This window comes from Staphylococcus sp. GDY8P57P (genome assembly GCF_017892585.1).
In the GTDB taxonomy this organism is placed as follows: Bacteria; Bacillota; Bacilli; order Staphylococcales; family Staphylococcaceae; genus Staphylococcus; species Staphylococcus borealis.
The window spans coordinates 17,635-30,686 of sequence record NZ_JAESLK010000018.1 but is presented as its reverse complement, the minus strand read 5'-3'; the positions used below and the strand labels follow the sequence as shown (position 1 = coordinate 30,686).

The window sequence follows — 13,052 nt, the reverse complement described above, 5'->3', positions numbered from 1 at the left end:
GGCATATACCCGCTCTTTTCTATTTGCCGAAAAAGGAGGCCTGTATGAGTAAAATCACTGAGGAAGTAGAAACAATCATAACTCCTGTTTTAGACGAATTGAATTTTGAATTAGTAGAAGTTGAATACACTAAAGAGGGGAAAGATCATTTCTTAAGAATCTCAATTGATAAAGACGGCGGTGTCGATTTAAATGATTGCACACTTGCCTCTGAAAAAATCAGCGAAGTAATGGATGAAAATGATCCAATTCCAGAAATGTACTACTTAGACGTTGCATCACCAGGTGCAGAACGTCCAATAAAAAAAGAAAAAGATTATCAAAATGCAATTGAAAAACCAGTGTTTGTATCATTATATGCGCCAATTGAAGGCGGTAAAGAATGGCTCGGTATTTTAAAAGCTGTTAATGATGATGTAATTACGATGGAAGTTAAAGAAAAAGCTAAAACAAAACAAATTGAAATACCAAGAAATAAAATTGCAAAAGCACGTCACGCTGTTATGATTTAACGTGATGAGGAGGGATAATTGTGGCAAGTAATGAACTTTTATTAGCAACTGAATATTTAGAAAAAGAAAAGAAAATTCCAAGAGAAGTATTAATTGATGCGATTGAAGCAGCTTTAATTACTGCATATAAAAAGAACTATGATAGTGCTAGAAACGTACGTGTAGAGTTAAATATGGATGAAGGTACATTTAAAGTTATTGCACGTAAAGATGTTGTCGAAGAAGTATTTGATGATAGAGATGAAGTAGATTTAAGTACTGCATTCGTTAAAAATCCAGCTTATGAAGTTGGCGATATTTACGAAGAAGATGTTACACCAAAAGATTTTGGCCGTGTTGGTGCACAAGCAGCTAAACAAGCTGTAATGCAACGATTACGTGATGCGGAAAGAGAAATTTTATACACTGAATTTATTGACAAAGAAGACGATATTTTAACAGGTGTTATCGACCGAGTTGATCATCGTTATGTATATGTAAATTTAGGTAGAATTGAAGCGGTTTTATCTGAAGCTGAAAGAAGTCCGAATGAAAAATATATTCCTAATGAACGCATCAAAGTTTATGTTAACAAAGTAGAACAAACAACTAAAGGACCACAAATTTATGTTTCTAGAAGTCATCCTGGCTTATTAAAACGTTTATTTGAACAAGAAGTACCTGAAATTTATGATGGTACAGTGATTGTAAAATCAGTAGCTCGTGAAGCCGGTGATCGTTCTAAGATTAGTGTTTATTCTGATAATCCAGACATTGATGCAGTAGGCGCATGTGTAGGTGCTAAAGGTGCACGTGTTGAAGCTGTAGTTGAAGAACTTGGTGGAGAAAAAATTGATATTGTTCAATGGAATGAAAATCCAAAAGTATTTGTACGTAATGCTTTAAGTCCTTCACAAGTATTAGAAGTTATCGTTGACGAAGAAAATCAATCTACTGTTGTTGTTGTTCCTGACTATCAATTATCATTAGCTATTGGTAAAAGAGGTCAAAATGCACGATTAGCTGCGAAATTGACTGGATGGAAAATTGACATTAAATCTGAAACTGATGCGCGCGAAGCGGGAATTTATCCTGTGATTGAATCAGAAGCATTAGCAGATGATATTGTTTTATCTGATTCTAATGATGAAGATATTGAAATTGATGATGTTGATTTAGAAGAATCGAATTTAACTACTGCAGAATTAGCAGCAGAAATCGATCAACCTTCTGAAAATATTGATGAAGTAGACAGTGAAGACAAAGACGTATAAGCAAATAATTGGGGTGAGTGATTAAGTGAAGAAGAAAAAGATTCCAATGCGCAAATGTATTATTACAAATGAAATGCGTCCCAAGAAAGATATGATTCGCGTTGTTATTAACAAAGAAGGCGACATTTTTGCTGATGGTACTGGCAAACAACAAGGTAGAGGCGCTTATGTTTCAAAAGATGTACACAGTGTAGAAGCAGCTCAAGAAAAGGGCGTACTTGAAAGATATTTCAATGCAGATTCTGCAAAGCTAGACCCTGTTTATAAAGAAATTATACGTTTGATTTATAGAGAAGAGATTCCTAAATGAATAAAGAACAAATTTTAAATTTTTTAGGTTTAGCAATGAGAGCGCGTAAAGTGAAATCTGGCGAATCTGTATTGCTTACTGAGATTAAGAAAAATAATATTAAACTTGTTATCATGGCATCGGATGCCTCAGAAAACACTTTGAAAAATATAAAAAATAAATGTGAAACGTATCATGTCCCATTTAGGATTTTTAGTACAAGAGCAGAATTAGGACAATCTTTAGGTAAGTCGGAACGTGTAAACATAGGAGTGATAGACTCTGGGTTTGCGTCTAAGCTTACGTCGATGATAGATGAATATTGTAAGGAGTGATTATATGAGTAAAAAAAGAATTTACGAATATGCGAAAGAATTAAATGTTAAGAGTAAAGAGATTATAGATGAGTTAAAAAGTATGAATGTTGAAGTTTCTAACCATATGCAAGCGTTAGAGGACGATCAAATTAAATCGCTTGATAAAAAGTTTAAACCACAAGAAAGTGGTAATGATACGAAACAAAACACTCAAAATAATCACCAAAAACAACAAAACAATAACAATAATAAAAATAATAAACAAAACAACAAAGGTAACGCGAATCAAAAAGGCAATCATAACAACAAAAATAACAATAACAAAGGCAATAACAAAAATAATAAAAACAACAAGAATAACAAGAACAACAAAAATAATAAAGGTAACAAAAATAACAAGCCGGCAGCAGAACCAAAAGAAATGCCTTCTAAAATCACATATGAAGAAGGTATCACAGTTGGCGAATTAGCTGATAAACTTAATATTGAATCATCAGGAATTATTAAAAAGTTATTCTTATTAGGTATTGTTGCTAATATTAACCAAGCGTTAGATGAAGAAACATTAGAATTAATTGCCGACGATTATGGTGTTGAACTAGAGAAAGAAGTCGTAGTGAACGAAGAAGATTTATCAATTTATTTTGATGAAGAAGAAGATGATCCTGATGCAATTGAACGTCCAGCGGTAGTTACTATTATGGGACACGTTGACCATGGTAAAACAACATTACTTGATTCAATTCGCCACACTAAAGTAACAGCAGGAGAAGCAGGTGGTATCACACAACATATCGGTGCTTATCAAATTGAAAATGCAGGCAAAAAAATCACATTCCTTGATACGCCAGGACACGCTGCATTTACTACAATGCGTGCGCGTGGTGCGCAAGTAACAGACATCACAATTCTAGTTGTTGCAGCCGATGATGGTGTAATGCCACAAACAATTGAGGCAATTAACCATGCTAAAGAAGCTAATGTTCCTACAATTGTAGCAGTGAATAAAATTGATAAACCAACTGCAAACCCTGATCGTGTAATGCAAGAATTAACAGAATATGGTTTAATTCCTGAAGATTGGGGCGGTGAAACAATCTTTGTTCCACTTTCAGCATTAAGTGGTGACGGTATTGATGATTTATTAGAAATGATTGGTTTAGTTGCTGAAGTACAAGAATTAAAAGCAAATCCTAATAAACAAGCGATTGGTACAGTAATTGAAGCAGAATTAGATAAATCTCGTGGTCCTGCCGCTTCATTATTAGTTCAAAATGGTACTTTAAACGTTGGAGATTCTATCGTAGTAGGTAATACATTTGGACGAATTCGTGCAATGGTTAATGATTTGGGCCAAAGAATTAAATCAGCTGGTCCTTCTACGCCTGTTGAAATTACAGGAATTAATGATGTACCGTTAGCCGGAGACCGCTTTGTTGTCTTCAAAGATGAGAAACAAGCGCGTCGTATTGGTGAAGCGCGCCATGAAGCTAGCGTTATTCAACAACGTCAAGAAAGCAAAAATGTATCATTAGATAATTTATTCGAACAAATGAAACAAGGTGAAATGAAAGACCTTAATGTTATTATCAAAGGTGACGTTCAAGGTTCAGTTGAAGCACTTGCAGCTTCTCTTATGAAGATTGATGTTGAAGGCGTTAACGTGCGCATTATTCATACAGCAGTTGGTGCAATTAATGAATCAGACGTTACATTAGCTAATGCGTCAAATGGTATTATCATTGGTTTCAATGTGCGTCCTGACGCAGGTGCTAAACGTGCTGCAGAAGCTGAAAATGTTGATATGAGACTTCATCGTGTTATTTATAACGTTATTGAAGAAATTGAATCAGCTATGAAAGGTTTACTTGATCCTGAATTTGAAGAACAAGTCATCGGACAAGCTGAAGTACGTCAAACATTCAAAGTGTCTAAAGTTGGTACAATTGCAGGTAGTTATGTTACTGAAGGTAAGATTACTCGTAACGCAGGTGTACGTATTATTAGAGACGGTATTGTGTTATTCGAAGGTGAATTAGACACATTGAAACGTTTCAAAGATGATGCTAAAGAAGTAGCCCAAGGTTATGAATGTGGTATCACAATTGAAAAATTCAATGATATTAAAGAAGGCGACATTATCGAAGCATTCGAGATGGTTGAAATCGAAAGATAAAACGATGAGTTATGAAGTGGACTGAGTCTGTGACATAATTTCATCAAAATAGCAAAATAGCCAGTAAATGAGTTTTTATAAATTCATTTACTGGCTTTTTCATTTTACAATACCTCGTATGATAGGCGCGCTTGCCCAATTTGTTTAGTTTGTGAAATCTCTTTTCAAGATTTTTTATATTGGAGCTCGCGTTCAACGACATTTCATTATCATTTAGATTTAATTACTTAAGTACTAGTGTGCTTATTTTCATGAAGTTAATGCTCCTGAAAAACAGTCTCGACAAAATGCTTCTTTATGCATAGACAAAATCTAAGTTCTCAAATCTCAAAATAGAAAAATCACTTTAAAACTTTCTTATCTATTTATATTTTAAGATAAAAAAGTAAACAAAAAAGAAAAAGTTATATAATAATCAAAATGAAAATTTTGATATTATATATTCATTATAAAAAATAAAAATTTTGAGATTTCAAAGGGGAAAACTATGAAAAAAATTGCAAATTTAACAATAGGCTGTTGCTTGAGTGGGGTTATACTATTATCAGGATGTAGTTCTGTAAAAGCTGGAAAAGAAGGTGGAATGTTAACTTCATATAATGCAACATCACTTGATAAAAAATTAAATAATCAAGATGTGCACGTCGGGACAGTAAAATTTATTGATAAAGACACTAATGATGGATATGTACGCGCGTTTGATCAATTAAATCCAATTATAGTAAATGAGAGTAATAAAGATATTAAAGAAGTGACTGTAGCAGTAGCAGCATGGGATAAAAACGGCTTGCCGGTTAAACCTGAGTTTGCTATGGCTCTTAGTGGTGAATCTTATATTAACAATTACATAGATGAAGAAATTAATTTGACCGGCCATGAAGATAGTAAGAAAGAAATATTTAATTTAAAAGATGATAAAGATATTGAAACATATAAGTTTATTGTTTCTGAATATAAAGATTTTGAAGGCCACACTTGGAAGAATCCACTTTATGATAAATTTGAGAAAATTTATGGTCAAAAACGATTAAAAGATATTAAAGGAAGCAAAAACACAACGATTTCAATTGAAAAAGAACATTAGAAATTTTGTTTTTAGCGCCAATAAGATATAATGAAATAATGAATAAATTTTTATGATAAATTTAGTTTCTATGTCTTTACGAGCATAGTTATAAGGGTATAATAAAAAGACAAATTTTTTAAAGAGGTGAAATATCCATGAGTAACATGAGAGCAGAACGCGTGGGCGAACAAATGAAGAAAGAAATTATGGATATCGTAAATAATAAAGTTAAAGATCCTAGAGTGGGCTTTATCACAATTACGGATGTTGAATTAACAAACGACTTATCACAAGCTAAAGTGTACCTTACTGTGTTAGGTAGTGAAAAAGAGGTTAATGATACATTCAAAGCATTAGATAAAGCAAAAGGATTCATTAAATCTGAATTAGGTTCAAGAATGAGACTACGAATTATTCCAGAATTATTCTTTGAATATGATGAATCAATTGAGTATGGTAATAAAATTGAGAAAATGATTCAAGATTTGCATAAGCAAGATAGATAATTATCTATTAACTAAGTTATAGCAATAAACTTAGTTATTTTATTGCCATTACAAACACAAATTGAACGAGAAATAGAGTAAACACTAATTTTTAAGCTATTCAAAATAATCGTCGCTTATACGGGGGTGGGACAATAAATTCAAATCGAATGATGTTCCACTCCCGTCTCATTTTGAGTTTCAAGGGAATATTGATGGTATGTGAAAAGTGTGATTTGCTAAGTCAATTTAAGTTATGACAATTAATTTTCATAACACATATTCAGTCAGATAAGTTATGATACATAGAGGTAGTTAAAATGAAGGACGTGAAAAAATGTATAACGGTATTTTACCCGTTTATAAAGAACGTGGATTGACGAGTCATGATGTCGTCTTCAAACTAAGAAAGATTTTAAAAACTAAGAAGATTGGTCATACTGGAACCTTAGATCCTGAAGTGTCAGGTGTATTGCCTATATGTATTGGTCCTGCAACGCGTGTAAGTGATTATGTCATGGACATGGGTAAATCCTATCATGCTACTATTACATTAGGAGAAAGTACTACTACTGAAGACCAGACGGGTGAAGTTATAGATAAAGTTGAGGTTCTTGAAGATGAGATTAATACAACCGACATAGATGACGTTTTGAAAACTTTTGAAGGTCTTATAGAACAAATTCCACCCATGTATTCATCTGTTAAAGTCAATGGGAAAAAATTATATGAATACGCAAGAAATGGTGAAACAGTTGAAAGGCCAGTGCGTCAAGTGAAAATTGATTTGATTGAGCGTACATCTGATCTCCAATTTGAAGATAAAAAATGTCATTTTAATATTAAGGTGAAATGTGGTAAAGGAACTTATATTCGTACACTCGCTACGGACATCGGTAAACAATTAGGTTATCCGGCACACATGTCTTTATTAACACGAACGAATTCAGGTGGTTTTGATGTTGAGAATAGTCTCACATTAGAGCAAATTTCTCAATTACATGAGCAAGACGCATTACAATCGCAAATTTTTCCTATAGAATATGGTTTGAAAAGTTTGCCAAAAATCAACATTTCTGATGAGAATATGAAAAAAAGAATATTAAATGGACAAAAGTTTAATAAAAGACTTTTTAATCAAATCATTGACGAACAATTAGTTTTTGTTGATTCTGAAACTCAGAAAGTAATGGCAATTTATGTTCAACATCCAGATAAAAAATATGAAATAAAACCTAAAAAAGTATTTAATTAAAGGAGTCAAAAGTTATGAAAGTGATAGAAGTAACCCATCCAATTCAAGAAGATCAATTGATAAAAGAAGACGTTGCGATGGCATTTGGCTTTTTTGATGGCATGCATCGTGGTCATCATAAAGTGTTCGAAGCATTGGATGAGCGTGCTGCAGCGAAAAATCTAAAAAAGGCAGTTACAACATTTGATCCTCACCCTTCTGTCGTGTTAAATCCAGAACGTAAACGTACGGACTATTTAACACCACTTTCAGATAAACTTGAGATGATTGAACAACATGATGTAGATTATTGTATTGTAATCAATTTTTCATCACGTTTTGCGAGTGTAACCGCAGAAGAATTTGTCCAAGATTATATTATTAATAATCATGTGCAAGAAGTAGTTGCTGGATTTGATTTTACATATGGTAAATTCGGAAAAGGTAACATGTCTGTATTAAATGAAATGGATGAATTTAGCACAACCATTGTTGGTAAACAAGAGATGGAAACCGAAAAAATTTCTACTACAGCGATTAGGGAAGCTTTGAAAGAAGGTAATTTAAAAAAAGCCAATGAGCAATTAGGTTATCTTTACAGAATTAAAGGGACAGTAGTACAAGGGGAAAAACGAGGTCGTACTATTGGATTCCCAACCGCAAATGTTCAACCAAGTGATGACTATGTATTACCTAAAAAAGGTGTTTACGCTGTAAGTATGGCAATTGGTGCCGAAAATAAAATCTATCGTGGTGTCGCTAATGTTGGTGTGAAACCTACTTTCCATGACCCATCAAAAGCTGAAGTAGTAATTGAAGTTAACATTTTTGATTTTAATGACAATATATATGGTGAGCGTGTCATAGTATATTGGCATCATTACTTGAGACCAGAAGTGAAATTCGATGGTATCGATCCTTTAGTTGAACAAATGAACAATGATAAAGAAAAAGCTAAATACCTACTATCGGTTGATTTTGGTGATGATGTATCGTATAATATCTAAAGTTGAGTTCTAAGAAATGGAATTCACTACTATTATTCCTTTATCTTGGCGGGTTGAGACTCCGACGCCTAGCTCAGATTAAGGTGTATACAAATTTTAGGAGGAATTTAATTATGGCAATTACACAAGAACGTAAAAACGAAATTATCAAAGAATATCGCGTGCACGAAACTGACACTGGTTCACCAGAAGTACAAATCGCTGTTTTAACTGCAGAAATCGCTGCATTAAACGAACATTTACGTGAACACAAAAAAGATCACCATTCACGTCGTGGATTATTAAAAATGGTAGGTCGTCGTCGTCACTTATTAAACTACTTACGTAGTAAAGATATTCAACGTTACCGTGAATTAATTAAATCATTAGGTATTCGTCGTTAATTCTAATATATTAAGAGGAAAGCACCATTTAGTTTGGTACTTTCCTTTTTTTATCGTTTAATATTAAACACTAATATAAAATTTTAAAAATAAATGATATGATGTAGTTAATAGATTTCAGAGAGGAGATTCATAATGTCTCAAGAAAAAAAAGTATTTAAAACTGAGTGGGCTGGAAGATCGTTAACGATTGAGACAGGGCAACTAGCTAAACAAGCTAATGGTGCAGTGCTAGTACGCTACGGAGATACTGTCGTATTATCAACTGCTGTTGCATCTAAAGAACCACGTGATGGTGACTTTTTCCCATTAACAGTTAACTATGAAGAAAAAATGTATGCTGCTGGTAAAATTCCAGGAGGATTTAAAAAACGTGAAGGTCGTCCAGGAGATGAAGCAACATTAACAGCACGTCTAATCGATAGACCGATTCGACCACTATTCCCAAAAGGATACCGTCATGATGTTCAAATTATGAACACGGTGCTTAGTGCAGACCCAGATTGTTCACCAGAAATGGCAGCAATGATAGGTTCTTCAATGGCATTAAGTGTTTCAGATATCCCATTCCAAGGACCAATTGCTGGTGTGAATGTAGGTTATGTAGATGGTAAATATGTCATTAATCCTACTGTCGCAGAGAAAGAAGTTTCGCGCCTAGATTTAGAAGTTGCTGGTCATAAAGATGCAGTAAACATGGTAGAAGCTGGTGCAAGCGAAATAACTGAGAAAGAAATGTTAGAAGCCATCTTCTTTGGTCATGACGAAATCAAACGTTTAGTAGCATTCCAAGAAGAAGTGATAGCACACATTCAACCAGTTAAGAAAGAATTCGTGCCTATAGAACGTGATGAAGCATTAGTATCAAGAGTTAAAGCATTAACTGAAGAAAAGGGTCTAAAAGAAACTGTTTTAACTTTTGATAAGCAACAACGTGATGAAAATTTAGACACGTTAAAAGCTGAGATTGCAACTGAATTTATTGACGAAGCAGATCCTGAGAATGAATTGTTAATTGATGAAGTTTATGCAATTTTAAATGATTTAGTTAAAGAAGAAGTGCGTCGTCTTATCGCTGATGAAAAGATTAGACCAGATGGACGAAAACCAGATGAAATTCGACCGCTTGAATCAGAAGTTGGATTATTACCACGTGCACATGGTTCAGGGCTGTTCACACGTGGACAAACTCAAGCTTTATCTGTGCTCACATTGGGTGCCTTAGGCGATTATCAATTAATTGATGGTTTAGGACCAGAACAAGAAAAACGTTTCATGCATCATTATAATTTCCCTAATTTCTCAGTAGGTGAAACTGGTCCAGTGAGAGCACCAGGTCGTCGAGAAATTGGACATGGTGCTTTAGGTGAAAGAGCATTAAAATACATTATTCCAGATACATCTGAATTCCCATATACTGTTCGTATTGTAAGTGAAGTATTAGAATCTAATGGTTCATCATCACAAGCATCTATTTGTGGTTCAACATTAGCTTTAATGGATGCAGGTGTGCCAATTAAAGCACCTGTTGCTGGTATAGCTATGGGGTTAGTAACACGAGAAGATAGTTATACAATACTTACAGATATTCAAGGCATGGAAGATGCCTTAGGCGATATGGATTTCAAAGTGGCTGGTACGAAAGATGGTATCACTGCGATTCAAATGGATATTAAAATTGACGGTTTAACACGTGAAGTCATTGAAGAGGCTTTAGAGCAAGCTAGACAAGGTCGTTTGGCAATTATGGATCACATGCTACAAACGATTGATCAACCACGTAAAGAACTAAGTGCTTATGCACCTAAAGTGGAAATCATGCATATTAAACCTGAAAAGATTAGAGACGTTATTGGACCAGGTGGTAAGAAAATTAACGAAATCATCGATGAAACTGGTGTTAAATTAGACATTGAGCAAGATGGTACAATCTTTATTGGTGCAGTTGATCAAGACATGATCAATCGTGCGCGTGAAATTATTGAAGAAATTAAACGTGAGGCTGAAGTAGGTCAAGTTTATAACGCAAAAGTTAAACGTATTGAAAAATATGGAGCATTTGTTGAATTATTTGCTGGTAAAGATGCGTTACTACACATTTCTCAAATTTCAAAAGAACGCATTAATAAAGTAGAAGATGTATTGAGTATTGGAGATACAATCGAAGTTAAAATTACTGAAATTGATAAACAAGGTCGCGTTAACGCATCTCACAAAGTATTAGATGAAAATAAATAAACAGTAAAGTGCTTGTTAGAAACGCATTTTTAACTTAGTCAATACCTGTTATTTTACTAGTATGAGCGTCTAGGATATAAAAAAATATAATAATGCTATTTTGCAAATTCAAAGTAGCTGACAGAACTGAGAAGGCATTTAGATCAAGTTTTTCTCTGTTCTAGTCATCCATACGGGGGTGGGACACGAATTGAAGAAAAATTCTGTCCCACTTTCTTTTGTTTTGCGCGATTTAATAAATCAATCCTTATTTTTTATTAAATACTAAATTCAATCATGACTATAATGCCCTGAGAAACACTTTAATAGTGTACATCCAACATAAATTAAATTATAATAAATTATGAGTTTATATGGACGGGGATTTTTATAATAGGAGGTAACATTTTGAGTTTAGTGAAAAAAAAGAATGACGATATTCGTATCATTCCACTTGGTGGTGTGGGCGAAATCGCAAAAAATATGTATATCGTTGAAGTAGACGATGAAATGTTTATGTTAGATGCGGGGTTAATGTTCCCAGAAGATGAAATGTTAGGTGTAGATATCGTTATTCCTGACATCCAATATGTCATTGATAATAAAGATAAATTAAAAGGAATCTTTTTAAGCCATGGTCATGAACATGCTATCGGTGCGGTTAGCTATATTTTAGAACAAATTGATGCACCTGTGTATGGTTCTAAATTAACGTTAGCGCTTGTTAAAGAAAATATGAAGTCTCGTAACGTTAAGAAGAAAGTTCGTTATTATACAGTTAATCACGATTCAGTTATGCGATTTAAAAATGTTAATATTACGTTCTTTAATACTACACATAGTATTCCTGATAGTTTAGGTATTTGTATTCACACGTCATACGGTTCTATCGTATATACTGGTGAATTTAAATTTGACCAAAGTTTACAAGGACACTATGCACCTGATATCAAACGTATGGCTGAAATTGGTGAAGAGGGTGTCTTCGCATTAATTAGTGATTCTACAGAAGCTGAGAAACCAGGCTATAATACACCTGAAAATGTAATTGAATCGCATATTTATGATGCGTTTGCGAAAGTGAAAGGTCGTTTAATTGTGTCTTGTTATGCTTCTAATTTTATTAGAATTCAACAAGTATTAAATACAGCAAGTAAATTGAACCGTAAAGTTTCATTTTTAGGTCGTTCATTAGAAAGTTCTTTTAATATTGCACGTAAAATGGGATATTTTGATATTCCTAAAGACTTACTAATTCCAATTAATGAAGTAGGAAATTACCCTAAAAACGAAGTAGTAATTATAGCTACTGGTATGGAAGGCGAACCTATCGAGGCATTGAGTCAAATGGCGCAACATAAGCATAAAATTATGAATATCGAAGAAGGAGATTCTGTATATTTAGCGATTACTGCATCAGCGAATATGGAAGTAATTATTGCTGATACATTAAATGAATTAGTGCGTGCAGGTGCATATATTATTCCTAATAATAAAAAAATTCATGCATCTAGTCATGGTTGCATGGAAGAATTAAAAATGATGATTAATATCATGAAACCTGAATACTTTATCCCTGTTCAAGGTGAATTTAAAATGCAGATTGCACATGCTAAATTAGCTAATGAAACTGGCGTAGCACCGGAGAAAATTTTCTTAGTTGAAAAAGGTGACGTTATACACTACGACGGTAAAGACATGGTATTAAACGAAAAAGTTAATTCTGGCAATATTCTCATCGATGGTATCGGTGTAGGAGATGTTGGTAATATCGTTTTAAGAGATCGTCATTTACTTGCAGAAGACGGTATTTTTATCGCAGTTGTTACATTGGATCCGAAAAACAGACGAATTGCTGCTGGTCCAGAAATTCAATCACGTGGATTTGTATATGTCCGTGAGAGTGAAGAATTAATGAAGGAAGCAGAAGAAAAGGTTCGTGAAATTGTTGAAGCAGGTCTTCAAGAAAAACGTATTGAATGGTCTGACATTAAACAAAATATGCGAGATCAAATCAGTAAATTGTTATTTGAAAGTACGAAACGTCGTCCAATGATTATACCAGTTATTTCTGAAATATAAGATATATACAATCAAAAAGAGGTCGGGACAA

Annotated in this window: 12 protein-coding genes; all 12 read left to right on the top strand. The window is 33.6% G+C overall.

The window, feature by feature from the left end; genetic code table 11:
- Positions 1–44 precede the first annotated feature (44 nt).
- The 12 genes from rimP to rnjB all read left to right on the top strand — a co-directional run bounded on the left by rimP (position 45) and on the right by rnjB (position 13,021).
- Positions 45–512, top strand: a complete 468-nt coding sequence (gene rimP, locus KA878_RS05330) for a ribosome maturation factor RimP (RefSeq protein ID WP_193839416.1) — start codon at positions 45–47, stop codon at positions 510–512.
- Between the two features lie 20 nt (positions 513–532).
- Complete coding sequence (gene nusA, locus KA878_RS05325) at positions 533–1,765, top strand: transcription termination factor NusA (protein WP_193839415.1); 1,233 nt, start codon at positions 533–535, stop codon at positions 1,763–1,765.
- Positions 1,766–1,790: 25 nt separating this feature from the next.
- Positions 1,791–2,075, top strand: coding sequence for an RNase P modulator RnpM (rnpM, locus tag KA878_RS05320; RefSeq protein ID WP_075108562.1), 285 nt, complete (start codon positions 1,791–1,793; stop codon positions 2,073–2,075).
- Positions 2,072–2,389, top strand: coding sequence for a YlxQ family RNA-binding protein (locus KA878_RS05315; protein ID WP_053029325.1), 318 nt, complete (start codon positions 2,072–2,074; stop codon positions 2,387–2,389). The genes rnpM and KA878_RS05315 overlap by 4 nt, the downstream gene beginning before the upstream one ends.
- 4 nt (positions 2,390–2,393) lie before the next feature.
- The gene (gene infB, locus KA878_RS05310) at positions 2,394–4,547 is read left to right on the top strand and encodes a translation initiation factor IF-2 (protein ID WP_193839414.1); all 2,154 of its coding nucleotides are present in this window, start codon (positions 2,394–2,396) and stop codon (positions 4,545–4,547) included.
- Positions 4,548–5,034: 487 nt separating this feature from the next.
- Positions 5,035–5,631: a DUF5780 domain-containing protein gene (locus tag KA878_RS05305; protein ID WP_193839413.1), complete on the top strand. Its 597-nt coding sequence runs from the start codon at positions 5,035–5,037 to the stop codon at positions 5,629–5,631.
- Between the two features lie 137 nt (positions 5,632–5,768).
- Positions 5,769–6,119, top strand: coding sequence for a 30S ribosome-binding factor RbfA (gene rbfA / locus KA878_RS05300; RefSeq protein ID WP_053029328.1), 351 nt, complete (start codon positions 5,769–5,771; stop codon positions 6,117–6,119).
- A gap of 316 nt (positions 6,120–6,435) precedes the next feature.
- A complete protein-coding gene (gene truB, locus KA878_RS05295; protein WP_193839412.1) occupies positions 6,436–7,353 on the top strand; it encodes a tRNA pseudouridine(55) synthase TruB in 918 nt (305 codons plus the stop codon).
- 14 nt (positions 7,354–7,367) lie between these two features.
- Positions 7,368–8,339 (top strand): riboflavin biosynthesis protein RibF, encoded by a 972-nt coding sequence (gene ribF / locus KA878_RS05290; RefSeq protein WP_193839411.1) that lies wholly within the window; start codon positions 7,368–7,370, stop codon positions 8,337–8,339.
- Positions 8,340–8,452: 113 nt separating this feature from the next.
- Positions 8,453–8,722, top strand: a complete 270-nt coding sequence (gene rpsO, locus KA878_RS05285; RefSeq protein WP_053018906.1) for a 30S ribosomal protein S15 — start codon at positions 8,453–8,455, stop codon at positions 8,720–8,722.
- A 135-nt stretch (positions 8,723–8,857) separates the two neighbouring features.
- Positions 8,858–10,960, top strand: coding sequence for a polyribonucleotide nucleotidyltransferase (pnp, locus tag KA878_RS05280; RefSeq protein ID WP_193839410.1), 2,103 nt, complete (start codon positions 8,858–8,860; stop codon positions 10,958–10,960).
- A gap of 387 nt (positions 10,961–11,347) precedes the next feature.
- The gene (gene rnjB, locus KA878_RS05275; protein ID WP_053029332.1) at positions 11,348–13,021 is read left to right on the top strand and encodes a ribonuclease J2; all 1,674 of its coding nucleotides are present in this window, start codon (positions 11,348–11,350) and stop codon (positions 13,019–13,021) included.
- The last annotated feature ends 31 nt before the right edge of the window (positions 13,022–13,052 follow it).

Excerpts from the sequence above, each read along its gene's own strand:
- rimP (WP_193839416.1), top strand. The coding sequence starts at position 45 with ATGAGTAAAATCACTGAGGAAGTAGAAACAATCATAACTCCTGTTTTA.
- KA878_RS05315 (WP_053029325.1), top strand. The coding sequence starts at position 2,072 with ATGAATAAAGAACAAATTTTAAATTTTTTAGGTTTAGCAATGAGAGCG.
- infB (WP_193839414.1), top strand. The coding sequence starts at position 2,394 with ATGAGTAAAAAAAGAATTTACGAATATGCGAAAGAATTAAATGTTAAG.
- KA878_RS05305 (WP_193839413.1), top strand. The coding sequence starts at position 5,035 with ATGAAAAAAATTGCAAATTTAACAATAGGCTGTTGCTTGAGTGGGGTT.
- rbfA (WP_053029328.1), top strand. The coding sequence starts at position 5,769 with ATGAGTAACATGAGAGCAGAACGCGTGGGCGAACAAATGAAGAAAGAA.
- truB (WP_193839412.1), top strand. The coding sequence starts at position 6,436 with ATGTATAACGGTATTTTACCCGTTTATAAAGAACGTGGATTGACGAGT.
- ribF (WP_193839411.1), top strand. The coding sequence starts at position 7,368 with ATGAAAGTGATAGAAGTAACCCATCCAATTCAAGAAGATCAATTGATA.
- rpsO (WP_053018906.1), top strand. The coding sequence starts at position 8,453 with ATGGCAATTACACAAGAACGTAAAAACGAAATTATCAAAGAATATCGC.
- pnp (WP_193839410.1), top strand. The coding sequence starts at position 8,858 with ATGTCTCAAGAAAAAAAAGTATTTAAAACTGAGTGGGCTGGAAGATCG.